Annotated in this window: 21 protein-coding genes; 14 read left to right on the forward strand and 7 right to left on the reverse strand. The window is 59.9% G+C overall.

Annotated features, from left to right (window positions below; all coding sequences use genetic code 11):
- Nucleotides 1-107 precede the first annotated feature (107 nt).
- The 7 genes from DWA01_RS05310 (at nt 108) to DWA01_RS05340 (ending at nt 7,059) form a co-directional block, all read left to right on the forward strand.
- Nucleotides 108-2,249 (forward strand): malate synthase G, encoded by a 2,142-nt coding sequence (locus DWA01_RS05310; protein ID WP_114284774.1) that lies wholly within the window; start codon nt 108-110, stop codon nt 2,247-2,249.
- Nucleotides 2,246-2,668, forward strand: a complete 423-nt coding sequence (locus DWA01_RS05315; RefSeq protein ID WP_114284775.1) for a GlcG/HbpS family heme-binding protein — start codon at nt 2,246-2,248, stop codon at nt 2,666-2,668. Before DWA01_RS05310 ends, DWA01_RS05315 begins: the two co-directional genes overlap by 4 nt.
- 27 nt (nt 2,669-2,695) lie before the next feature.
- Nucleotides 2,696-3,226 carry a gamma carbonic anhydrase family protein gene (locus DWA01_RS05320; protein ID WP_114284776.1) on the forward strand — a complete coding sequence of 177 codons (531 nt, stop codon included), beginning with the start codon at nt 2,696-2,698 and terminating at the stop codon, nt 3,224-3,226.
- Nucleotides 3,227-3,239: 13 nt separating this feature from the next.
- Nucleotides 3,240-3,563, forward strand: a complete 324-nt coding sequence (locus DWA01_RS05325) for a DUF1330 domain-containing protein (protein ID WP_114284777.1) — start codon at nt 3,240-3,242, stop codon at nt 3,561-3,563.
- Between the two features lie 344 nt (nt 3,564-3,907).
- Entirely contained in the window at nt 3,908-5,140 is a 1,233-nt protein-coding gene (locus DWA01_RS05330) for an aromatic ring-hydroxylating oxygenase subunit alpha (RefSeq protein ID WP_114284813.1), read from the forward strand.
- A gap of 5 nt (nt 5,141-5,145) precedes the next feature.
- Entirely contained in the window at nt 5,146-6,231 is a 1,086-nt protein-coding gene (locus DWA01_RS05335) for an FAD-binding oxidoreductase (RefSeq protein WP_114284778.1), read from the forward strand.
- Nucleotides 6,232-6,477: 246 nt separating this feature from the next.
- The gene (locus DWA01_RS05340; protein ID WP_114284779.1) at nt 6,478-7,059 is read left to right on the forward strand and encodes a HupE/UreJ family protein; all 582 of its coding nucleotides are present in this window, start codon (nt 6,478-6,480) and stop codon (nt 7,057-7,059) included.
- Between the two features lie 378 nt (nt 7,060-7,437).
- Here the strand turns inward: DWA01_RS05340 and trhO are convergent, their stop codons facing one another.
- The gene (gene trhO, locus DWA01_RS05345; protein ID WP_114284780.1) at nt 7,438-8,424 is read right to left on the reverse strand and encodes an oxygen-dependent tRNA uridine(34) hydroxylase TrhO; all 987 of its coding nucleotides are present in this window, start codon (nt 8,422-8,424) and stop codon (nt 7,438-7,440) included.
- A 259-nt stretch (nt 8,425-8,683) separates the two neighbouring features.
- On the opposite strand from trhO, the gene pncA reads away from it, so the two are divergent.
- Together pncA and pncB are read left to right on the forward strand one after the other, a co-directional pair.
- Complete coding sequence (pncA, locus tag DWA01_RS05350) at nt 8,684-9,286, forward strand: bifunctional nicotinamidase/pyrazinamidase (protein ID WP_114284781.1); 603 nt, start codon at nt 8,684-8,686, stop codon at nt 9,284-9,286.
- Between the two features lie 27 nt (nt 9,287-9,313).
- Entirely contained in the window at nt 9,314-10,606 is a 1,293-nt protein-coding gene (gene pncB, locus DWA01_RS05355; protein ID WP_114284783.1) for a nicotinate phosphoribosyltransferase, read from the forward strand.
- A 278-nt stretch (nt 10,607-10,884) separates the two neighbouring features.
- Here the strand turns inward: pncB and DWA01_RS05360 are convergent, their stop codons facing one another.
- Entirely contained in the window at nt 10,885-11,265 is a 381-nt protein-coding gene (locus DWA01_RS05360) for a VOC family protein (RefSeq protein ID WP_114284785.1), read from the reverse strand.
- A 303-nt stretch (nt 11,266-11,568) separates the two neighbouring features.
- On the opposite strand from DWA01_RS05360, the gene DWA01_RS05365 reads away from it, so the two are divergent.
- The 3 genes from DWA01_RS05365 (at nt 11,569) to DWA01_RS05375 (ending at nt 14,849) form a co-directional block, all read left to right on the forward strand.
- The gene (locus DWA01_RS05365; protein ID WP_114284787.1) at nt 11,569-12,774 is read left to right on the forward strand and encodes an ATP-binding protein; all 1,206 of its coding nucleotides are present in this window, start codon (nt 11,569-11,571) and stop codon (nt 12,772-12,774) included.
- A gap of 323 nt (nt 12,775-13,097) precedes the next feature.
- Complete coding sequence (locus tag DWA01_RS05370; RefSeq protein WP_114284814.1) at nt 13,098-14,429, forward strand: DEAD/DEAH box helicase; 1,332 nt, start codon at nt 13,098-13,100, stop codon at nt 14,427-14,429.
- A 117-nt stretch (nt 14,430-14,546) separates the two neighbouring features.
- A complete protein-coding gene (locus DWA01_RS05375; RefSeq protein ID WP_114284788.1) occupies nt 14,547-14,849 on the forward strand; it encodes a PAAR domain-containing protein in 303 nt (100 codons plus the stop codon).
- Between the two features lie 171 nt (nt 14,850-15,020).
- Here DWA01_RS05375 and arfB read toward each other — a convergent pair whose 3' ends face one another.
- From arfB to DWA01_RS05400, 5 genes are all read right to left on the reverse strand, one after another.
- Nucleotides 15,021-15,443 (reverse strand): alternative ribosome rescue aminoacyl-tRNA hydrolase ArfB, encoded by a 423-nt coding sequence (arfB, locus tag DWA01_RS05380; protein ID WP_114284790.1) that lies wholly within the window; start codon nt 15,441-15,443, stop codon nt 15,021-15,023.
- A 474-nt stretch (nt 15,444-15,917) separates the two neighbouring features.
- Nucleotides 15,918-16,826 carry an esterase-like activity of phytase family protein gene (locus tag DWA01_RS05385; RefSeq protein ID WP_235008429.1) on the reverse strand — a complete coding sequence of 303 codons (909 nt, stop codon included), beginning with the start codon at nt 16,824-16,826 and terminating at the stop codon, nt 15,918-15,920.
- Nucleotides 16,799-17,665 carry a penicillin-insensitive murein endopeptidase gene (gene mepA / locus DWA01_RS05390; protein ID WP_114284791.1) on the reverse strand — a complete coding sequence of 289 codons (867 nt, stop codon included), beginning with the start codon at nt 17,663-17,665 and terminating at the stop codon, nt 16,799-16,801. Before mepA ends, DWA01_RS05385 begins: the two co-directional genes overlap by 28 nt.
- Complete coding sequence (locus DWA01_RS05395) at nt 17,653-19,002, reverse strand: MFS transporter (RefSeq protein ID WP_114284793.1); 1,350 nt, start codon at nt 19,000-19,002, stop codon at nt 17,653-17,655. Before DWA01_RS05395 ends, mepA begins: the two co-directional genes overlap by 13 nt.
- Before the next feature lie 68 nt (nt 19,003-19,070).
- Entirely contained in the window at nt 19,071-19,607 is a 537-nt protein-coding gene (locus DWA01_RS05400; RefSeq protein ID WP_114284816.1) for an acyl-CoA thioesterase, read from the reverse strand.
- 120 nt (nt 19,608-19,727) lie between these two features.
- Here DWA01_RS05400 and DWA01_RS05405 point away from each other — a divergent pair, with 120 nt between their 5' ends.
- Both DWA01_RS05405 and recQ read left to right on the forward strand, forming a co-directional pair.
- Nucleotides 19,728-20,015 (forward strand): YggT family protein, encoded by a 288-nt coding sequence (locus DWA01_RS05405; RefSeq protein ID WP_114284795.1) that lies wholly within the window; start codon nt 19,728-19,730, stop codon nt 20,013-20,015.
- A gap of 82 nt (nt 20,016-20,097) precedes the next feature.
- Nucleotides 20,098-22,146: a DNA helicase RecQ gene (gene recQ / locus DWA01_RS05410; RefSeq protein ID WP_114284797.1), complete on the forward strand. Its 2,049-nt coding sequence runs from the start codon at nt 20,098-20,100 to the stop codon at nt 22,144-22,146.
- The last annotated feature ends 29 nt before the right edge of the window (nt 22,147-22,175 follow it).

Consider the following 22,175-nt stretch of genomic DNA (forward strand, 5'->3'; position numbering starts at 1 on the left):
CAGGCAGGCGACGACATTCTTGTCCCGTATCGTGGGAAAATACCATGGTATACATTCCACGATACGGAAATTTTAGCTAGTCTCCGCGCAAAGAAAAGGAATCTCCCATGACGGATTATGTCACCCGCGCCGGGCTTGAGGTCGCCGCAGACCTCGCTCAGCTGATTGAAACCCAGGTGCTGGCGGGCACCTCCGTCTCCGCAGACAGCTTCTGGTCCGGATACGCCGGCCTGCTGCGCGACCTGATGCCACAGAACGCCGCCCTGCTGGCCAAACGTGAGACACTTCAGGCGCAGATTGATGCCTGGCACCTGGCCAACCGCTCAAAAGACTGGGATTTCGCCGCCTATGAGGCCTTCCTGCGCGAGATCGGCTATCTGGTTGAAAGCGGGGAAGATTTCGAAATTACCACCGGCAATGTTGACGCCGAACTGGCCACCACCGCAGGTGCTCAGCTGGTTGTGCCGGTGATGAACGCACGGTTCGCGCTCAATGCTGCCAACGCGCGCTGGGGCTCGCTTTATGATGCGCTTTACGGTACCGACGCGCTGCCCGGCACCGCCAAGGGTCCCGGATTTGACGCGGCGCGTGGCGCCCAGGCAGTGGCCTGGAGTGCAGATTTCCTTGACAGCTCCGTGCCTCTCACCGGTGCCAGCCATGCGGACGTAACCGCATACGGCGTCACAAATGGCGTGTTTTTTGCCAAAGTGGCCGACACGTCTCACCTGCTTGCCGACCCGGACACCTTTGCCGGCACGACCGACAGTTCCTTCCTGCTGAAACACAACGGGTTGCACATCGAGCTGCTGATCGATGCCTCCCACCCGGTGGGCGCGATGCATCCGGCCGGTCTGCGTGATGTGGTGCTGGAAAGCGCCCTGACCGCGATCCAGGATTGCGAAGATTCCATCGCCGCTGTGGACGCTGAAGACAAAGTTCTCGCCTATGCCAACTGGCTTGGGCTGATGAAGGGCGACCTGACCGAAACATTTGTAAAGGGTGGCAAAACCCAGACCCGTAAACTGGCCGCTGAACGCGACTTTACCGCGCCCGACGGTTCCACCCTGACCCTGCCGGGCCGCGCGGTGCTTCTGGTGCGCAATGTCGGCCACCTGATGACCACCGATGCGGTGAAAATCGACGGCCAGGACACGCCCGAAGGTATGCTGGACGCTGCCGTCACCACTGCCTGCGCCCTGCATGATCTGGCCAAAACGGACGGCGCCCGCAATTCGCGCAGCGGCTCGGTCTATATCGTGAAACCCAAAATGCACGGGCCGGAAGAGGTCGCATTTGCCGATACGCTTTACGCCCGGGTCGAAGATATCCTTGGCCTTGCGCGCAATACGGTGAAACTCGGGGTGATGGATGAAGAACGCCGCACCTCCGCCAATCTCAGCGAATGTATCCGCGCCGTAAAAGACCGTCTGGTCTTTATCAACACCGGCTTTCTGGATCGCACCGGCGATGAGATCCACACCTCGATGCAGGCCGGCGCGTTCATTCCCAAAGCCGAGATGAAAGACGCCGCCTGGCTGGTGACTTATGAAAACGGCAATGTGGATGCGGGTCTGAACGCCAGCATGCAGCGCCGCGGTCAGATCGGCAAGGGCATGTGGGCCAAACCCGATGATATGGCGGAAATGCTCGGCGCCAAACTGGGCCATCCCAAGTCTGGCGCCAACACCGCATGGGTTCCGTCCCCCGTTGCCGCCGTGCTGCACGCGACCCATTACCACCAGGTCGATGTGTTCGCCGTTCAGGACGATCTCAAATCGCGTCCGGCCGGCACATTGGAATCGCTGCTGACACCGCCGCTGCTGGGTGGCCGCAACCTGTCTGCAGATGAAATCTCCCGCGAGCTGGACAACAACTGCCAGTCGATGCTGGGATATGTGGTGCGCTGGGTCGACCAGGGCATCGGCTGCTCCAAAGTGCCCGACATCAATGATGTGGCGCTGATGGAAGATCGCGCCACCCTGCGGATTTCGGCGCAGTATATGGCCAACTGGCTGCTGCACGGGCTGATCAGTAAAGACCAGGTCGAAGAAGCGCTGAAACGCATGGCGCTGGAAGTCGACCGCCAGAATGCCGGCGATCCCGGTTACACACCGATGGCACCCTCCTATGACGGTCAGGCTTTTGAAGCCGCCCGTGACCTGGTGTTCCTCGGCACCACCCAACCTTCGGGCTATACCGAGCCAGTGCTCCACGCCCGCCGCCGTCTTGCGAAAGGACATGCAGAATGATTTCCGTAACCCGTCTTGATATCCAGGACTCCCGCGCCCTGATTGCCGCCGCCCGTGTCAAAGCCGATGAGATCGGCGTGCCGATGTGCATCGCGATCACCGATGACGCCGGCAACCTGGTGGCCTTTGAGCGCATGGACGGCGGCAAGGTCACTTCGACCACCATCGCCATCGACAAAAGCTACACCGCGTCCGGCGCCAAAAAGGCCACCCATGAATATGGCGAAGCCTCCCAGCCCGGCAAACCGGCTTATGGTATCTCTGCAGCCATCGGCGGCCGGCTGATGGTGGTGGGCGGTGGCCTGCCGGTGATGGTGAACGGCGAATGTGTCGGCGGCATCGGTGTCTCTTCCGGTACTCCGGCTCAGGATCAGGTGGTTGCACAGGCGGGTATCGACGCGTTCCTCGCCAGCCTGTAAGATACGGCAAAATCAAAGGAACGCCCCATGACCCTCTATACGCTCGCTGACCTGACACCGACACTTCCCGCAGATGGCACGCACTGGATTGCACCAGGCGCCCATGTGATCGGGGATGTGGTGCTCGGGCCCAGCGTCAGCGTCTGGTTCGGGGCGGTCCTGCGCGGAGATTCCGCAACATTGACCATCGGTGAAGGCAGCAACATCCAGGATCTGTCGATGGTGCATGCCGACCCCGGGTTTCCCACCACGCTCGGGCGCGATGTCACCATTGGTCACAAAGCGATCGTGCATGGTTGCAGCATAGGTGACAATTCGATGATCGGCATGGGTGCCACGGTGATGAACGGCGCGAAGATCGGCAAAAACTGCCTGATCGGGGCTGGCGCGCTGGTGCCCCAGGGCAAAGAAATCCCCGACCGCTCCATGGTGATGGGCGTGCCGGGCAAAGTGGTGCGCGAGCTCAGTGACGCCGAGATCGCCGGGCTGACAACTTCGGCGCTGCATTACCAGGAAACCAGCGACCGCTACAGAACAGATCTGCGGCCGCTGGACTGAGGCGGTTCACGCCATGAAGTCCGCGCAGCAAGCCTGCCCGCCGCGCTTACCCTACAGGCTGGAAGTGCATCTCTGGGTTAAGCCTGGCAAAATCGCTGAATTTCAGGCATTTGAGGCGCAGGCGTTTGAAATCATGCAGCAGCATGGCGCTCAGCCTCCCCAAGTCCGAAACCCCACCCCTTCCGGCCCGGACACACCTAGTGAAATTCATCTTCTTGAGTTTCCCTCTGAGGCGGCATTTGACGCCTATCGCGACGACCCCCGGCTGCACGCTTTGGCGGCGCTACGTGACAGTTGCATCGCGCGGACCAGAATCATGCTCTCAGATCAAAGCTGACATAACATCAGCCCCAACGGCGCCTCTGCCCGGGCTGCCCCGCAAATCCGTCCTCGCTGTCTTTAGCGTTTAGCTGGCCAAAACCGCTGCACTCCGACACCCGCCGCAAAACCCCAAATTCGCCGCCCTTGGCGCGGAATGAGGGCCCGCATTGATACATCCGCCACCAGTTTTTTGCACAAAGTCATAAACGGCGCTCAAAATGTCGCAATTTTCCTGGTCAGATCGCTGCAGCCAGGCGAAAGATCACGCAAAGACACCACCCAGACCAGGGCGTGACCCGCCCGAAGTCCCCCAGATATAGCAGCAAAATAACGGCTTTGGCCGACCAGGGAGATATTGCCATGCTCAGCGCATCGGAGACACTCACGCGCGTGATGAAACGTCAGCCAGGCCATGGGCTTGAACAGGCGTTTTACACCGATCCCGGCGTGTTTGAGACAGAAATGCAGCAGATCCACTACCGCGAATGGCTGTTTGCTGTCCCGGCCTGCGAAGTGCCTGAGCCCGGCAATTTTGTCACCTACAAGATCGGCCCGTATAATGTGATCATTGTGCGCGGCGCTGACAAAGTGGTGCGCGCCTTTCACAACAGCTGCCGCCACCGTGGTTCCATCGTCTGCAAGGCGGAGCGCGGCAAATCGGCCAAGCTGGTCTGCCCCTATCACCAATGGACCTATGATCTCGACGGCACCCTGCAGTGGGCGCGCGAAATGGGCGATGATTTTGATCCCAAAGCGCATGGGCTGAAATCGGTGCATTGCCGCGATCTCGCTGGGCTGATCTATATCTGCCTTGCCGGTGACGCGCCTGATTTTGACGCCTTTGCCCGCACCGCCCGCCCCTATCTTGCCGCGCACGAGCTGAGCGAGGCCAAAGTCGCCTTTGAAAGCACTATCGTGGAAGAGGGCAACTGGAAACTGGTGTGGGAAAACAACCGCGAATGTTACCACTGTTCCGCAAATCACCCGGCGTTGTGCCGCTCCTTCCCGGATGATCCGTCGGTGGTCGGCAACAAGGGGGCCGACTCCGCCCAGGTGCAGGCCCATGTGAAAAAATGCGAAGCCGCCGGCTTTAAATCAGCGATGACGATTGATGCCAGAGGCCAGCACCGGCTGGCACGCATGCCGCTGAAAGAAGGCGCGGTCAGCTATACCATGGACGGTGGTACCGCCGTCGCCCGCCGCCTTGGTCGCATGCCGTTCGACGACGGCGGCACGCTGATGAAATTCCATTATCCGTCGACCTGGAATCACTTCCTGGCCGATCATTCGCTGGTCTTCCGCATCACACCGATCAGCCCGACGCAAACCGAAGTCACCACCAAATGGCTGGTGCACAAAGACGCGGTGGAAGGGGTGGATTATGATCTCAAACGGCTGACTCAGGTCTGGATGGAAACCAATGATGAGGACCGCATCGTTGTTGAGGACAACCAGCAGGGCATCAATTCCCCCGCCTACACACCGGGCCCCTATTCAACAGTGCAGGAAGACGGCGTGATCCAGTTTGTCGACTGGTACTGCAACCATATGATGCGCCAGCTGACCGGCCGTCACCTGATCGCGGCGGAGTAAAGACGATGGAAATCAATGCACAGCTCAACGCGCTGGAAAAAGACGCCATCTGGGACGACAGCGAATTTCTGGAATGTGTGGCGCTGGTGCCTGAAGCGCCGGACACATCCACCTTTTCCTTCCGCGCGCCCTCGGGCAGTCTGTTCAAATACCGCGCCGGCCAGTTCCTGACCCTGGAATTGCCGGTGCCCGGCGGGCCGCTCTACCGCACCTATACGATATCGTCCTCGCCCTCGCGCCCGGTGGGACTCAGTGTCACCGTCAAAGCCCAACCAGATTCGATCGGCACCCGCTGGATGCTCGACAAGCTTAAACCCGGGGTAAAGATCAAGGCCAGTGGTCCGGCGGGCAGCTTTCATCTGCCGGCAAAACCGGACGACAAATACCTGTTCATCTCGGCGGGCTCCGGGGTGACCCCGATGCTGTCGATGACCAAATACCTCTATGACCGTGGCCTGTCGCCCGACATCACCTTTCTGAACTGCGCCCGGCGCCCGTCAGAAATCATCGCGCGTCGCGAGTTGGAGCATATGGCGACGCGCAGCCCGGGCATCAAACTGAACTTTGTGGTCGAAGAAGATGATCCGTTCCAGGTCTGGACCGGCTATCGCGGCCAGCTGAACCAGATCATGCTGGGTCTGATCAGTCAGGATTACCTGGAGCGCGACGTCTATTGCTGCGGCCCGGACGGGTTCATGCAGGCGGTGCGCGACATGCTCAACGCGCTGGGCTTTGATATGGAACGTTACCACCAGGAAAGCTTCGGCGCCCCGGTGGCGCTCCAGACCGAGGACCCGGGCATCGATGACGTGGTGCCCCAGGATGACACCCCGGCGCGCATCACCTTTGCCGGTGCCGGCATCAGTTCTGATTGTACCCAGACCGACACCGTGCTCTCGGTGGCCAAAGCGGCTGGTCTCAACATTGCTTCGGGCTGTAACTTTGGTCTCTGTGGCACCTGCAAAGTGCGCAAGGTCAAAGGCGAGGTCCATATGGTGCACAACGGCGGCATCATGGACAGCGAGATTGAAGACGGCTTTATCCTCGCCTGCTGTTCCAACCCGATCGGCGAGGTCGAAATCCAGCTCTGACAGGTCGGTGCCAACACGGGCCACTGATACCTTCCTGATCAGACCCCTGATGGCATCGCTGGCGAAGCGTGTGGGTCCCGCTTCGCCAACACCTGCCCGACGCGTGGCCTCCCACCCCGCGCCGCGGCTTTTTTTACCCCTGGCGGCAAAGCTGCCCCTTGACCCGGAACAGGCTTCGCGCGATCAAAGCCGCTCATGGCTGCGATCCAGACCGGAGCGCCCAACGTTGACCAATTGAGGAACGATATGAACCGTACACTTCTGGCCGCTCTGCTGGCCGCCACCGCCACCACCCCTGCATTCGCCCAGTCCGACCTGTCGGCAATGGGCTCGCTGTCCGCTGGCTTTATCCACCCGCTGATGGGCGTAGACCACATCATGGTGATGATCGCTGTGGGCCTCTGGGGCGCCATGGCCGGTGGCCGCGCTGTCTGGGCACTGCCAGTGACTTTTGTGATCGCTATGGTCGCGGGTTTCACCTTCGCGCTGGGCGGCATGGCGCTGCCGATGGTTGAGCCAATGATCCTTGTGTCCGTCATCGTGCTGGGCCTGATGGTGGCCTTCGCAGTGCGCCTGCCGCTGGCCGGTTCCGTGTCGCTGGTGGCGCTGCTGGCGATCTTCCATGGCCACTCCCACGGCACCGAAGTCGGTGGTGCCTCTGTCCTGATGTTCGGTCTTGGTTTTGCCGGCGCCACCGCCATGCTGCACAGCATCGGTGTGGTCTTTGCCTCTGCCCTGACCCGTTTCACCACCATGTCCAGCCGCAACCCCGTGCTGCGCGCCATCGGTGGCCTCGCAGCCCTGGGCGGTATCTTCATGGCGTCCTAAAGCCGCAAACAACTGATACGAAAAAGCCCGGCCGCAAACCTGCGCCGGGCTTTTTTGTGTTTGTTTCTGAGTGCTGGTTCCGCCTCGGCCCAGAATCAATTCGTTTGCAGGAATGTGGTGGCAACAAGCCAACACGCGTTCCGCCGCAGAGGCGGTCCGGCGCGCAGCTGTGGTGCCTGGTCCGGCGGTCACTCTGCGCCGGGTCGCGCCTGTGGTGCTTGCAGCTGGCGCCGTTTGTGGCCGGTGTCACGTGGATTGGGGGCGTGGCAGCCTGTGTCATTCGTAGCCAGTGCTGTGCAGAACCGGTGCCGCGCGGAGCCCGTGTCTTGTTGGGCGCTGTTCTGCGCGACCCTGTGCTGTGTAGGGACTGGCCCGTGCCTAGCCCGCGTCCGGCTGCCCGTTGCGGCTCATCTCAGCGCGCAGCGCTTTTTGCACCGCGGCCTTTTTGCGTGCGGCTTTTAAGTCCCGGCCCAGATGCGCTTCGCCCTTGTCGCGCGACAATTCCACCTGTTTCTGACGCTCGCGAAAGCGCTCTTTGCGGTCCTCGTCATATTCCTCAACGCATTGGTGGCACGACACGCCGTTTTCAAACTCGGCACGTGCCTTGTCTGCCGGCAGGATCGGGCGGCGACAGGCGTGGCACAGGTCATGCGGCCCCTCAACCAGGCCGTGACCGACGGATACGCGGCCGTCAAACACGAAACACTCGCCGTCCCATTTGGATTTTTCTTGCGGCATCTCTTCGAGATATTTCAGAATGCCGCCTTTGAGGTGAAACACCTCCTCAACACCCTGACCCATCAGGAAGTTGGTCGATTTTTCGCACCGGATACCGCCGGTGCAGAACATGGCGATGCGTTTGTTGTGAAAGCGCTCTTTGTTCTTTTCCCACCAGGCGGGGAATTCACCAAAACTCCTGGTCATCGGGTCAATCGCACCGTCAAAGGTGCCGATCGCCACCTCGTAATCATTACGGGTATCAATCACCGCCACATCGGGCGAAGAAATCAGCGCGTTCCACTCTTCGGGATTGCAATACTGCCCCACCGAGGCGCGCGGATCCACGTCCGGCTGCCCCATGGTGACAATCTCCTTCTTCAGCTTGACCTTCATCTTGCCAAAGGGCGCGTCCACCGCATGGCTTTCTTTGTGGTCAAAACCACGACAGCCGGGCAGGGCGTCAATATAGCCAAGCATCGCTTTTATCCCGGCGTCACTGCCAGCAATGGTGCCGTTGATGCCCTCACTGGCCAACAACAAAGAGCCTTTGACGCCGTGCTGTTCAGCAAAGCTCAGCAAAGGCCCCCGCAGGGCAGCAGGGTCAGCGAAACGGGTGAAGTGATAAAGCGCGGAAATTGTATACATGGGCGCGTCATTACGGGGGAAGCACCTTTTTTGCAAGGGAATTTGCTGCGACAAATGAGGTCGTGTGCGGCTGAAAAGATGCAGATCAGAGATATGTTTTACGCCGGAATTACCGGAGCGTTGGCGACGCGCCTGCCCGGATCCTGGCAACGAAACGGCAGCCAGCGGTAAAATCTGCGTGCCACTGCGCACCGCCCCATTGACCATCGCCCCGCCTCTGCTTACCCATTGACCGACGGACCACAGCGGGGCCAGGGATATGACAACAGACGCATTTCTTGTGATCGACGTGCAGAACGACTTTTGCCCGGGTGGCGCGCTGGCGGTGCCCGATGGCGACGCGGTCGTGCCGGGCATCAACGCGCTGATGGCCGCGTTCCCGACCACCATTCTGACCCAGGACTGGCACCCGGCGGATCACGCTTCATTTGCCAGCCAGCACGCGGGCAAATCACCTTATGAGCTGATGCAGCTCAGCTATGGTGCCCAGGTGCTGTGGCCGGACCATTGCGTCCAGGGCCGCAAAGGCGCCGCTTTCCACCCGGACCTCAACCAGAACGGCGCCGACCTGATCCTGCGCAAAGGCTTCCGCCGCACGATTGACAGCTATTCCGCCTTTTTTGAGAACGACCAGGCCACCCCCACCGGGCTCACCGGCTATCTGCAAAGCCGCGGCATCACCCGGCTGACACTCGCCGGCCTTGCCACCGATTTCTGCGTTGCTTATTCTGCACTTGATGCGGCGCGGCTTGGTTTTGAGGTCACCGTGCGGCTGGACCTGTGCCGGGCGATTGATCTTGAGGGCTCGCTGACCAGCCAGTGTAATGCAATGCGCGCCAGGGGCATCAGACTTGAAACATAAGACACATACCACGCCGGAGACCCGCCGATGATCGACATCGCCACCCGCGTCTACAATCACAAATGGAAGATCGATCCGGTGGTGCGTTCACTGATCGACACCGATTTTTACAAACTGCTGATGTGTCAGACGGTGTTTCACAACCGGCCCGATACCCGCGTCACCTTTTCGCTGATCAACCGGTCCAAACATGTGCCGCTGGCGGACCTGATTGACGAGGGCGAGCTGCGCGAACAGTTGGACCATGTGCGCAGCCTGTCCTTGACCCGTGGTGAAAGCACCTGGCTGCGCGGCAATATGTTTTACGGCAAACGCCAGATGTTCAGCCCGGAATTCATGGAGTGGTTTGAGGGCATGCGCCTGCCGCCCTATCAGCTGGAGCGGCGCGGCGATCAGTATGAACTTACCTTTGAAGGCAAATGGCACGAGGTGATGTTGTGGGAAATCCCGGCGCTGGCGGTGCTGATGGAGCTGCGCAGCCGTGCGGTGCTGGCGGATCTCGACCGCTTTGAACTGCAGGTGCTCTATGCGCGCGGCATGACCCGGGTCTGGGAGAAAATTGAACAGCTGCGCCAGGTCCCCGATCTGCGGCTGGCTGATTTTGGCACCAGACGGCGCCATTCTCACCTGTGGCAGGACTGGTGTGTCCAGGCGCTGATGGAAGGGCTGGGCGACCGGTTTGTCGGCACCTCCAACTGCCTGATCGCCAAACGTCGCGAGATCGAGGCCATCGGCACCAATGCCCATGAATTGCCAATGGTTTACGCCGCGCTTGCGCCGGATGACGCGGCGCTGGCCCAGGCCCCCTATGATGTGCTCAGCGACTGGCAGCGGGGCCATGACGGCAACCTGCGCATCATCCTGCCCGACACCTATGGCACCCGCGGTTTTCTTGACAATGCGCCGGACTGGCTGGCGGGCTGGACCGGCATCCGCATTGACAGCGGCGACCCGGCGGAATGGGCTGAGACCGCAATCAAATGGTGGCAGTCGCGCGGCGAAGACCCGGCGAAAAAACTGGTGATCTTTTCTGACGGGCTGGATGTAGCGAAAATAATTGAGCTGCAACAACGCTTTAGCGGTCGGGTGCGCACCTCGTTCGGTTGGGGCACGCTCTTGACCAATGATTTCCGCGATCTGGTGCCCGGCGACCGTCTGGCGCCGTTCTCGCTGGTGTGCAAAGCGGTCTCCGCCAATGGCAGGCCCACCGTCAAACTGTCCGACAACCCCAACAAAGCCATGGGCCCGCAAGATGAAATCACCCGCTACAAACGCGTGTTCGGGGTGGGGGACCAGGAACGGGCTGAGGTGGTGGTCTGAGGTCCTGTGAAGCCGCCGTGCGCAGGCGTGCTTTGCACTTTTTTTACATTGTGACGATGCGCGACACCTGACTTGCATGTGGCAGGTTCTACGGCTCTATACTGCCATTCAATTATAAGTGCATATAACATCTTATAACTACTTATATCCTGCTATATTCCGCAATGGCTGCACATGGACCCGGTCTCATTCCCGGGTTCAAAACTCCTGCGAATGCCGGGTTTTGCACTTGCGTACTATGCAATTGCGTTGCTCGGTACTCTGCGAGTACCGAGCCCTCAGATGTAATTAGAAATCTCGATCAGGTTCTGGTCCGGATCCCGCAAATAAATCGATTCAAGGGGGCCGGTTGCGCCGGTCCGTTCCACCGGGCCTTCTTCAATGCCGATCCCCAGGCCTTTCAGATGTGCGACGACGTCCTCCAGGCTGGTCTCTGCAATAAAACAAAGATCGGCGCTGCCCGGTGTTGGTTTGCTGGCTTTGGGTTCAAACTCCAGGCCCGCCTGGTGCAGGTTGATTTTCTGGCGGCCAAATAACAAAGCCTTCCGCCCCGCGCCAAATTCGCTGACCTCCAGGCCCAGGACCTCACTGTAAAAGGCGCAAGTGGCGTCAATGGAGGCGACGGTTAAAACAATATGGTCGAGGCGGTCAATTTTCATCTGGTATTTCCCCGTGCTGTGGCCGGTTTGGCTTGTGCTGCTTTGTAGCAGGCGCACGGCCCTCTCTCAGCCTGGATTTGCAAGCAGCAATATCAGAGAGTTCCACACAACTGTGCCCGCATTTTGTACCGCAGGTTTCTCCGATGCCAGTGCCTTCGTAATTGAGGCCATCAGTGCCGATCTACCGCCCGCCCGCGTAACTTATAACAATTTCTTCCTGTCTATACTCGTTTTATGTTATAACTCACTATAACCGTCTATAACTACATATATCCTGCTATATTTCTTTGTCACAGGTGCCCGATGGATCCGGTCCGAAACCCTTTTGCCCCAGGCGCCGGCGCCCAGCCGCCGGAACTGGCCGGGCGCGACGATATTCTGGCCAGCGCCTCGGTGGCGCTGCAACGGGTGCTGCAGGGGCGCCATGACCGCTCCCAGATCCTGCTCGGGCTGCGCGGCACCGGCAAGACCGTGCTGCTGAACAAGATCGAATCACTGGCGGAGGACGCCGGCCACCTGACCTCTTTTATTGAAGCGCCGGACGATCAGACCCTGGCGCAGCTGCTCTATCCGCGGCTGCATCAGGTGCTGCGCAAATTGTCGCTGATTGAAGCTGCCCGCGCCCGTACCCACGCGGCATTGGGCGCCCTCAAAAGTTTTGCCGGCACCTTCAAAGTGGCGTTTGGCGATTTTTCCATCGCGGTGGATCCGGCGCCGGGCCTCGCGGACAGCGGCATCCTGGAATATGATCTCGCCGAACTCTTTGTCGTGGTGGGCGAAGCGGCGCGGGCGGCGGGGCGCGGCTGGACGCTGCTGATTGACGAGCTGCAATATCTGCAGCGCGACGAGTTTGCTGCCCTGATTGTCGCCATCCACCGGGTCAATCAGAAACAGCTGCCGGTGATGTTCTTTGGTGCTGGCCTGCCCCAGCTCGCGGCACTGTCAGGCGACGCCAAATCCTATGCGGAGCGGCTGTTTTCTTACCCGCCGGTGGGGCCGCTTGACGTCGGTGCCGCCGCCCGGGCCCTGCGCCAACCGATTGAAGATGAGGGCGAAATCATCACCGACATCGCGCTGACCGAACTGGTCCGCCGCACCCGGGGCTATCCCTATTTTCTTCAGGAATGGGGCTTTCAGGTCTGGAATGTGGCCGAGGGCTCCCGTATCGGCATGCGCGACGTCACCGCCGCTTCAGACGCGGTGCTGCGGCGGCTCGACGAGGGATTCTTCCGGGTGCGGTATGAGCGGCTGACGCCCAAAGAGCGCGACTATGTCATCGCCATGGCACAGCTTGGCACCGGGCCCTACCGCTCCTCCGATGTGGCAGCAAAGCTTGGCGAGCCGGCTTCAAAACTCGGTCCCCGCCGCGCCCGGATCATTTCTAAAGGCATGATCTACAGCCCGCAATATGGCGATATCGATTTCACCGTGCCGATGTTTGATGACTACCTGCGCCGGCTGCTGACTATAAGCCCGGACCCGGCACAGGCCCCCGCCGCGCCCGCTTAACCAACACAGCAGGCCCCGTGCACCGCCCCAACGGCACCGCACGCCACCAGCCGCTGCCACCATCACCCTTGACTTGTGCACCGCTTTGCCTCATTGCACAGCCGGTGATCCGCCATGACCGCGTGAGTCAATGCGCCCCACAGGGCGCCTCCCCCGGCGATCACAAAACCATCAGTTTCCCAATTCACGCAGGGGCTGTCGCTTCGGGCGGCGTGTGGACATCCGGTCCCATGGCGCATCCGGCGGCGAAACCCTGCGACGCTGTCCCGACCTGCGGGCTGGCGTCCCCTATGGCGCCGTTGTGCGCCGCGAAAGGACTGTCCATGTCGGACGACTTTACTTCTCTGGGGCTTGCCCCGCGCCTGATCGAAAAACTGGCAGAACAAGGCATTACCAAACCGACCCCAATTCAGCTTCAGGCCATTCCCGAAGCAATGAAGGGCCGTGACGTGATGGGCCTCGCGCAGACCGGCACCGGCAAAACCGCCGCTTTTGGTCTGCCTCTGCTGCACAAACTGCTGTCTGAGGGTGGCAAACCGTCGCCCAAAACCGTGCGCGCCCTGATCCTGGCCCCGACCCGCGAACTGGCCAAGCAAATCCAGGACAATCTGAAAAACTACTCTGACGGCGGCCATATCAAAGTCGGCATGGTTGTTGGCGGGATCTCGATCAACCCCCAGATTAAACGCCTGGAACGTGGTCTTGACCTGTTGGTCGCCACTCCGGGCCGTCTGATCGACCTGCTGGACCGCAAAGCGGTGCGGCTGGACGAAACCAAATTTCTGGTGCTGGACGAGGCCGATCAGATGCTGGACATGGGCTTTATCCATGCTCTGCGCCAGATCGCGCCGCTGCTGCCACGCAGCCGCCAGACCATGCTGTTTTCCGCCACCATGCCAAAACAAATGGCTGAGCTGTCGAAATCCTATCTCAATGATCCGGTGCGCATCCAGGTTGCCCCTCCCGGCAAACCGGCCGACAAAGTGACTCAGGAAGTCCACTTTATCGCCACCAACTCCAAAACCGACCTGCTGATTGAGTTGCTGGAGAAACACCGTGACGAACGTGCGCTGGTGTTTGGCCGCACCAAACACGGCTCCGAGCGGCTGAAAAAGCATCTTGAGTCCAAAGGTTTTGCCGCTGCTTCGATCCACGGCAACAAAAGCCAGGGTCAGCGCGACCGTGCGATTCAGGCTTTTAAGGACGGCGAAGTCAAAATCCTCGTGGCCACCGATGTGGCCGCCCGCGGCATCGACATTCCCGGCGTGAAACATGTCTATAACTTCGACCTGCCCAATGTCGCGGAAAACTACATCCACCGTATCGGCCGTACCGCGCGTGCGGATGCCGATGGCGCTGCGATTGCGTTTTGTTCGCCCCAGGAGATGGACGAGTTCCGCGCCATTGAAAAGATGCTGAAAATCGCCATTCCGACCGCGTCCGGGTCGCCCTGGCAGAAACATGAAGAAGAAGCCAAGCCCAAGCAGGGTGGCCGTGGTGGTCGTGGTGGCGGCGGTGGCGGAGGCGGTCAGCGCCGCAGCCAGGGCGGCGGTGGTCGTCCCGGTGGTGGTGGCGGCGGCGCCCGGGGCGGCAAACCTGCCAACTCCGCTGGCAAACCCGGCGGCCAGCGTCGTCGCAAACCTGCCCGCGGCTGAATGAGCCAATAACAGATACGGCCCCGGCAGGATCACCCTTGCTGGGGCCGTTTTGCTTTCCGATGACAGCGCCCCCGTTTTGTGCAAGGCTCAGCCTGCGACAACCGGAGGTCTGTTATGGGAATGCCCGCGTCCAGAATCACCGATATGCATGTTTGCCCGATGGTGACGCCGGGGGTGCCGCCGATTCCTCATGTGGGCGGGCCCATTGTGAAACCCGCAACACCAACGGTGCTGATCGGCAGCCTGCCTGCTGCCGGAGTCACCAGCACCTGCGTCTGTGTCGGCCCGCCCGATGTCATTATCAAAGGTTCTGTGACGGTGTTGATCGGCAAAATGCCCGCCGCGCGCATTGGCGACAGCACCGCCCATGGCGGCGCCATCGTCGCCGGCCTGCCCACCGTCCTGATTGGCGGCTGATCGCTGAGCGACCTCGGGCCGCCGTCCCAATGCCGCCGTCCCAATGCCGCCGTCCTCATGCCGCCGTCGCCGAGCCAACGTCTCACCGTTCCCGTGTCATCGTCCCCAGGCCGCCGTCCCATGCCAACGCAGCAATTTGGCGCCGCCACGCAGCGCAGACCGGCCCACCGCTTATTCTTCGCCGGTCACCCTGCCTCGTGCCGCTTTGATGTCGCCGCGTTGTTTCTTGGCAGTGAGGCGCCGGCGCACCGAACCCTTGGTCGGTTTGGTGGCGATGCGGCGTTTGGGGCGGTGGGTGGCTTTCTCGATCAGCTCCACCAGGCGTTCACGCGCGATCTCGCGGTTGCGGGCCTGGCTGCGGGTGTCCTCAACCCTCAGCACGATCGCCCCCTCCAGCGTCCAGCGCCGCCCGGCCAGCCGCTTTAACCGCGTTTTCACCGGCTCCGGCAGGTTGGGGGAATGTGCCGCTTCAAAGCGCAGCTCCACCGCGGTGGACACTTTGTTCACATTCTGCCCGCCTGGCCCGGAGGAGCGGGTAAAGCTTTCGCTCAACTCCCAGTCGGCGATAGAGATCTGATCAGTGACGCGCAGCATGTTCTGCCTTTGTATCCGGGTTTGCACAGGTTGGGGCGGCAAATGTGCAAAATTCATATAAGTTCGCAGCCCTTACCTGTTCATAACCGGCGCGGGCGCAAACAAAAAGGGTTGCTGGAGTACAGCAACCCTTCGAGATCTAAGGAGATGGGGCAATTAGGTACAATGCCCAATCAGGGGTGTCAGTCTGCGGATCTAGCGCAGGTAACAGAGCCTCCTGAATGTCTTGACCTCGCTCTCCATAATTACTCTAGACAATGGCACACCTCCTTTTCTGATAGTTCCTGTAGTTGAAGCCTGCCACATATCTGGTGTTTGTCAAAACAAATTACGCTACCAGTGGGACACGCCTTGTTGCGTTCGCGGCATTTCGCCACCTCCTGAAGCTGGTCAGAGCAGGGTTTCAGGTCTCAACCGGGCACCGGTTAAACAGAGGTGCTGCAGCATTTCTGTCCGCCGCAGCCGCTGGCGGAGCTAGCGCAGGACCCGGTATTCCACAAACTCCGTGCTCTGGAGGAAGTTGAAATTATCATCTGAAATCATGGTGATACGGATGTACCCGGCGCTGTCACGCCAGACATTAATGCCTTCCAGATTGTCATGCACGCTCATGTCGGTCTGCAATATCACATCCTCATTGCCAAAGCCGTCAACGGTCTGATCAAAGCGGCGCACCCTTGAACCAAAGCCAAACAGGCCAAAGGAGCGTTCCAGGATATAGAGTTTGCCGTCCGGCCCAAAATCGGCGCCGACAATCAGAAACTTGCCGGAGCGCGAAATGCCGTATTCCTGGCTCCAGACCCCTTCGAAATAGCGATAGACCGGGAACGGTCTGGTCTTGGTGCCAGAGCGTTCCGGTATAGTATAAAGCGCCCCGTCCGGCCCCAGCGCCAGGGCTTCAAGTGACGAATTCTTTTGCATTTTATCAAAATCCGGGTGGCGCGGCAGCGCGGTGGCACCGGAGAAAGGATCGGGGTAGGACCAGACCCTGTGCTCGCCTTCAAACGACACAAACATGCGCCCGTCCGGGTACATCGCCAGCCCCTCCGAATCGTTGAAATAGCGCGGCATCTTGCCGCCATCTTCGTTTTTCATAGTGTTAAGGGCGACCTGCTCCACCGCGGAAATTCTTTGGTTGCTGCCCTGGCGGATGATACGGCCGGTCACAAAGACCCCCAGGTCAGACACCGCTGCGAACCAGCTGCCGGTCCGGTTCATTTCAAGCCCGGACAAGCCGCCAAAACGCGCGTCGTCCACGTCCCAGCTATAGGTGCCGAGAAATTGCGTTTTCAGCCTGAGTTTGGGTTCGGTCCTGTCAGCAAACGCGGGGCTAACCCACTGAATAACCGCCAAAATCAGCGCGATGAAATAACTTTTGTACATTGAGCAGGAAGATCCGAAAGTATAAGGGGTTGGCGTTTTTGCGGCTTGGGCGCGTTGGGGTCCGGCACTGGCGGAGGCGGCGGGTTCAGAATATTATCAACCCATGTCTGCGCCTCAGCACAGCCATCGCCTGGCGGCGGCGGCGCCTGCTCAACACAGCCGCGCACCCCGTCCGGACAGTTCAGGCGTACATGAAAATGGGCGTAGTGCCCCCACCAGGGCCGGATTTTTCGCAACCAGTCGCGGTTGCCACGGGCCTCGTTGCACATCTGAACTTTGGCACCGGGAAACAAAAATATCCGTGCCACCGCAGGGTCTTGTGCTGCGGCTTTCAGCAATTGCATGTGCTGCGGGCTCCAGCTTTCGTTGGTATAGGCGCCTTTGGCGCGGCGCATGGAAATGGAGGACAGGCTTTCGCGCGTCTCGCGGCTGAGCGTCAGGTCTCTCGCCGGCCGCATCCAGATATCGACATCAAGACCGGTCTGGTGGCTGCGGTGCCCGCCACCCATCGGCCCGCCGCGCGGCTGGGACAAGTCGCCGACATAGATGCCGTTCCAGCCTTTTAAACGCGCCGCTTTCCTGGATAAACGTTCTATGAAATCAATAAGGTCCGGGTGGCCCCAGTTTCGGTTTCGCCCAAGGCGCATCGCCTGCCAGGTCGCTCCGGTTTCCGCCAGTTGCGCCGCACCAGCCAGACATCCTTTGGCATAGCTCCCCCAGGCGGCAGGGCGCTGTGATGAAGCGCCGCTCTGGGCGCTAAACAGCTCTTTCGCCACAGGCTCTGCCACGACAGCAGAGCCCAGCAACAGGTAAAAAACAAAGAACGTTAGCCGGACCATCCTGCCTGTGTATCTCCTTCGGGTTTAACCCATGCTAACAGTACGAACCCAATAACAAAAAGCACGATCAACGGCATAACGCCGATTTGCTGATTGCCGCTTATCAAAGTGGTAAATCCGATCGCCAGAGGCGCCAGAAAACTGGTGGCTTTTCCCGACAGTGCGTAGAGCCCAAACGCTTCCGTCATGCGCTCCGGATGGGCCTGGCGCACCATCATCGTGCGGCTGGCGGATTGGATTACCCCGCCGGCGGCGCCGATCACAACCCCAACAATATAAAAGGAAATATCGGGCAGGCGCGATGTCGCGGTGACCGCGATGCCAAACACGCTTTCGCGCGAAATCATCGTGATCGAGATCGCCACGAGCGTCAGCACTATGATGCAGACTGCGATTACCCGTTTGGGGCCAAAGCGCACATCGGCCTTGCCACCAAGCCAGGCAAACAGCGCGCCGGAAATAATCGCCAGAATGCCAAAAGTCCCGGTATCCACCACACTCCAGTCCAACACGCCCGCGGCATAGATGCCGCCAAACGTATACATGCCGTTCAGCGCGTCCCGGTAGAACATGGAGGAAGCGAGATAGGCAAACAGGGACGGTGTTTTTGGCAGCGATTTCAAAGTTTTGCGCAGGCCTTGCAGAGCGTCACGCACCGCAAGGCCGCGCCGGTGAACCGGTTTGGGGTCACGCACAAACAGGAAAAACGGCACCATGAAAACCGCATACCACACCGCGGTCAGAGGTCCGACAAACCGGGTGCCCTCGCGCATACCGGCGTCAAAGCCAAACAGCGGATCCAGCCCGATGAATGTTTTGCCGGTTGTGGCACTTTCCGCGAAAAACAGCAGCATAATCACCAGCGTCACCAGGCCGCCGACATAGCCAAAAGCCCAGCCGTTGCCGGAAATGCGGCCGATGTCTTCACGGGGCCCCAGATCGGGCAGCATGGAATTGGTAAAAATGGTGGCAAACTCCATCCCAATCATTCCAAGCATGAAAAACGCCAGTATCAGGTAAAGGTTGAAACTGCCCGGCGCCGCCCACCACAGGGCGAAAGAACCCACCACATACATCAGCGAAAACAACCAGATCCAGCGCAGCCGGTTGCCGGCGCTGTCGGCCATCGCACCCAGAACCGGTGCACAGATCGCAATGATCACGCCAGCAATGCCGATGCCAAACGCCCAGGCCGTTTGTGCTTTTGCGCCGTCATCAAGTAACTCTTTGACATAAGGGGCAAAAATAAACGTGATCAGCAATGTGTTATAAGGCTGGCTGGCCCAGTCGAAAAAGAACCAGCCCCAGATGCGCTTGCGCGCGGATATGTCCGCCATTACGACCCCCGCAATATTATTGCCTGGATAGAACAAGCATTGCCGGGAATGCGCAACCATTTTGGCGGCTAAGCGCTGCCAGGCGGCCAGGGGCGTGTGGCATCCGCATCAATCCAGCGCTGCACCCAGTCGGGCAAGTCCGGTGATTGTTGCGGGATATTCAGCTCCGCCGCCATCAGCGCCGGGCTGACAATACCGTCTTTGCCGGTGATCGCAGAGCGGAACAGTGCGTGATTCGCACAGGTGCCGTCTTTTTTCCACATGCTCTGTTCAAGATAGACAAACCGGTCATCCCACCCCAGCATGCGGCTGCGCATTTCAATCCGTTCCATCATCCTGATCCGTTTGCGATAGCGCACAGACACCCCGGCAATGGTCAGCCCCCAGCGGTTTTTGCGCAGGGCGGGCACGATCCCTGCACGCTGTGCCAGAGGAATTCGCCCAAGATCATAAAGCGTTAACGTGCGACCGTTATTTAACTCATACCAAAGATCAAGATCCCAGGGCAGGCAGGTGTGATAAGACACATGGGTGTCCAGCGGGGCGAGCGGCGGCATTCTGCGGGTTTTCCACAGGCCGTAAAACATGCGAATAAATGGATACATGCTGTCAAATTGCCGCATGGCAGCGCAAGGTCAAGACGAAACGTAACGGCACCTCCGGCCTTGTCACAGTGACGCAGGGCGCTTAGGTGGGGAGCAACAAATTCAGCCAAGGGTCAAACGATGGTCTCAATTCTTCAAATCCTTCTGCTCGTTCTCAACCTGGTCTATTATATCCTGATCGCTCATATCATCATGAGCTGGTTGATTAATTTCCAGGTGCTCAACGTCCGCCAGCCGCTGGTATCGCAAATCTGGTACGGGCTGGAACGGCTGCTGCACCCGATTTACAGCCGTATCCGTGGTTTTCTGCCGCAGACCGGAGGGCTGGATCTGGCGCCGCTGGTGGCGCTTCTCGCGCTGATTGCGATCCGGATTGTGATCATCAACAACATTCAATCGTTTTACTGATCTGGAGCCGGGACGGGGCTTGCCCCTGTCCCGCCGCTGTGGGATTGTCAGCAGCAACGCAACATTCAGACCCACAGGCCCGATGCCCCCGGCACATGCGCTCCTTTCCTCTGTCTTCGGATTCGACAACTTCCGCCCCGGGCAGGAGGAAATCGTCGACGCCGTGACCGATGGTCAGAATGTTTTGGCGATCATGCCCACGGGTGGTGGGAAATCTCTTTGTTTTCAATTGCCAGCGCTGGCGCGCGACGGTGTGACCGTAGTGATTTCGCCGCTGATTGCGCTGATGCGGGATCAGGTGCGCGGGTTGCGGGAAGCCGGTGTAGAGGCTGGGGCGCTGACCTCGGGCAACACGGATGAAGAGACTGAAGAGGTTTTTGCCGCGCTGCGCGAAAATCGTCTGAAACTGCTGTACATGGCGCCGGAACGGCTGGCCTCGGGCGGCACGCTGAACTTGCTGCGCCGCGCCAACACCCGGTTGATTGCGGTGGATGAGGCTCATTGTGTATCTCAGTGGGGCCATGATTTCCGCCCGGACTATCTGCGCATCGGTGCGCTTCGTCAGGCGCTGGACGTGCCGCTTGCCGCTTTTACCGCCACCGCAGATGAAGAGACCCGCACTGAAATTGTCGCCCGGCTGTTTGACGGTGCGACGCCCACGACCTTTCTCGGCGGGTTTGACCGGCCCAATATTCATCTGGCATTTGCAGTAAAAGATGGTCCCCGTCGGCAGGTCCTCGACTTTGCATCCGCCCGACGCGGCCAGTCCGGCATCGTCTATTGTGGCACCCGCGCCAAAACCGAAACCCTGGCCCGGGCGCTGGGCGAAGCCGGCCATCCAGCCTGTTATTACCACGGCGGCATGGATCCTCAGGACCGGCGCGAAGTGGAACGCCGTTTCCAGCAGGAAGACGGGCTTGTGGTGGTCGCAACCGTGGCTTTTGGCATGGGGGTCGATAAACCAGATATCCGCTGGGTGGCGCATGCTGACCTGCCAAAATCGATCGAAAGTTATTATCAGGAAATCGGTCGTTCGGGGCGCGACGGGGCGCCGGCAGAAACACTGACTCTGTTTGGGTCGGACGATATCCGCTATCGCCGCAGCCAGATTGACGAAAGCCCGGCCCCCCTGGAACGCCGTGCGGCAGACCACGCCAGGTTAAACGCTTTGCTGGGGTTGGCCGAGGCGCAGCTGTGCCGCCGCCAAAACCTGCTCGGCTATTTCGGCGAAGAGACAACCCCTTGTGGTAATTGTGATTTATGCGACACGCCGCCGGAACTGTTTGACGGTACCGAAGCGGTGCGCAAGGCACTTTCTGCCATCCTGCGCACCAATGAGTATTTTGGCTCCGGCCATCTGATCGATATTCTGCTTGGCAATGATACCGAAAAAATGCGCCAGCGCGGTCATGAAAGCCTGCCCACTTTTGGGGTGGGGCGCGATTTTGACCGTCGCCAGTGGCAGGCGATCTTCCGTCAGATGATGGGGCTTGATCTGATACGCCCGAACCCGGAGCGTCACGGTGCTTTGTTCATGACCGACCCGGCGCGTCCGATCCTGCGGGGGGAAGACAGCGTCACCCTGCGCCGCGACACGATCAAACGTGCCAAACGTGGATCGACCGTGGTGCGCAGTCTGGTCAGCGAAGAAGATGCGCCGCTTTTGTCCGCGCTGAAGGCCAAACGACGCGCGCTGGCCGAATCCGCCAAGGTGCCGGCCTATGTGATTTTTAACGATAAAACGCTGATCGAGATGGCGGAAACGCGCCCCGGTGATCTGGATGAAATGGCGCGTATCGGTGGTGTCGGCGCCAAGAAGCTTGAGCGATACGGCGCGATGTTTCTTGAAGTGATCACCGGTGAGGCAACGCCGGCGCTGCATCCGTTGCGGCGCAAACTGGCCGGACGGGACGCGGGCACGTTATTTGACGCTCTGCTGGAGGCGCAGTCGCGTCTGACTCGCGGGGAATGCGGCACGTTAAAACCGATGACGGTCACCTCGGCACATCTGGCCAAAGTCGCGGCGCAGCGCCCCGGCGATCTTGATGCGGTGAACCGTATTCTGGGAGAGCGTCAGTCCGAGCGGTTTGGCACCGCATTTCTGGAAATATTGTCTGGCGATCTGAACTGATGCGCCCCGAATTCTGTCAAACGGAGCTG

The sequence above is a fragment of the Candidatus Halocynthiibacter alkanivorans genome (assembly GCF_003333265.1).
Lineage (GTDB): Bacteria > Pseudomonadota > Alphaproteobacteria > Rhodobacterales > Rhodobacteraceae > Halocyntiibacter_A > Halocyntiibacter_A alkanivorans.

What these genes read in the sequence shown, in the direction of transcription:
- DWA01_RS05310 (WP_114284774.1), top strand. Translation starts at nt 108, where the DNA reads ATGACGGATTATGTCACCCGCGCCGGGCTTGAGGTCGCCGCAGACCTC.
- DWA01_RS05315 (WP_114284775.1), top strand. Translation starts at nt 2,246, where the DNA reads ATGATTTCCGTAACCCGTCTTGATATCCAGGACTCCCGCGCCCTGATT.
- DWA01_RS05320 (WP_114284776.1), top strand. Translation starts at nt 2,696, where the DNA reads ATGACCCTCTATACGCTCGCTGACCTGACACCGACACTTCCCGCAGAT.
- DWA01_RS05325 (WP_114284777.1), top strand. Translation starts at nt 3,240, where the DNA reads ATGAAGTCCGCGCAGCAAGCCTGCCCGCCGCGCTTACCCTACAGGCTG.
- DWA01_RS05330 (WP_114284813.1), top strand. Translation starts at nt 3,908, where the DNA reads ATGCTCAGCGCATCGGAGACACTCACGCGCGTGATGAAACGTCAGCCA.
- DWA01_RS05335 (WP_114284778.1), top strand. Translation starts at nt 5,146, where the DNA reads ATGGAAATCAATGCACAGCTCAACGCGCTGGAAAAAGACGCCATCTGG.
- DWA01_RS05340 (WP_114284779.1), top strand. Translation starts at nt 6,478, where the DNA reads ATGAACCGTACACTTCTGGCCGCTCTGCTGGCCGCCACCGCCACCACC.
- trhO (WP_114284780.1), bottom strand. Translation starts at nt 8,424, where the DNA reads ATGTATACAATTTCCGCGCTTTATCACTTCACCCGTTTCGCTGACCCT.
- pncA (WP_114284781.1), top strand. Translation starts at nt 8,684, where the DNA reads ATGACAACAGACGCATTTCTTGTGATCGACGTGCAGAACGACTTTTGC.
- pncB (WP_114284783.1), top strand. Translation starts at nt 9,314, where the DNA reads ATGATCGACATCGCCACCCGCGTCTACAATCACAAATGGAAGATCGAT.
- DWA01_RS05360 (WP_114284785.1), bottom strand. Translation starts at nt 11,265, where the DNA reads ATGAAAATTGACCGCCTCGACCATATTGTTTTAACCGTCGCCTCCATT.
- DWA01_RS05365 (WP_114284787.1), top strand. Translation starts at nt 11,569, where the DNA reads ATGGATCCGGTCCGAAACCCTTTTGCCCCAGGCGCCGGCGCCCAGCCG.
- DWA01_RS05370 (WP_114284814.1), top strand. Translation starts at nt 13,098, where the DNA reads ATGTCGGACGACTTTACTTCTCTGGGGCTTGCCCCGCGCCTGATCGAA.
- DWA01_RS05375 (WP_114284788.1), top strand. Translation starts at nt 14,547, where the DNA reads ATGGGAATGCCCGCGTCCAGAATCACCGATATGCATGTTTGCCCGATG.
- arfB (WP_114284790.1), bottom strand. Translation starts at nt 15,443, where the DNA reads ATGCTGCGCGTCACTGATCAGATCTCTATCGCCGACTGGGAGTTGAGC.
- DWA01_RS05385 (WP_235008429.1), bottom strand. Translation starts at nt 16,826, where the DNA reads ATGTACAAAAGTTATTTCATCGCGCTGATTTTGGCGGTTATTCAGTGG.
- mepA (WP_114284791.1), bottom strand. Translation starts at nt 17,665, where the DNA reads ATGGTCCGGCTAACGTTCTTTGTTTTTTACCTGTTGCTGGGCTCTGCT.
- DWA01_RS05395 (WP_114284793.1), bottom strand. Translation starts at nt 19,002, where the DNA reads ATGGCGGACATATCCGCGCGCAAGCGCATCTGGGGCTGGTTCTTTTTC.
- DWA01_RS05400 (WP_114284816.1), bottom strand. Translation starts at nt 19,607, where the DNA reads ATGTATCCATTTATTCGCATGTTTTACGGCCTGTGGAAAACCCGCAGA.
- DWA01_RS05405 (WP_114284795.1), top strand. Translation starts at nt 19,728, where the DNA reads ATGGTCTCAATTCTTCAAATCCTTCTGCTCGTTCTCAACCTGGTCTAT.
- recQ (WP_114284797.1), top strand. Translation starts at nt 20,098, where the DNA reads ATGCCCCCGGCACATGCGCTCCTTTCCTCTGTCTTCGGATTCGACAAC.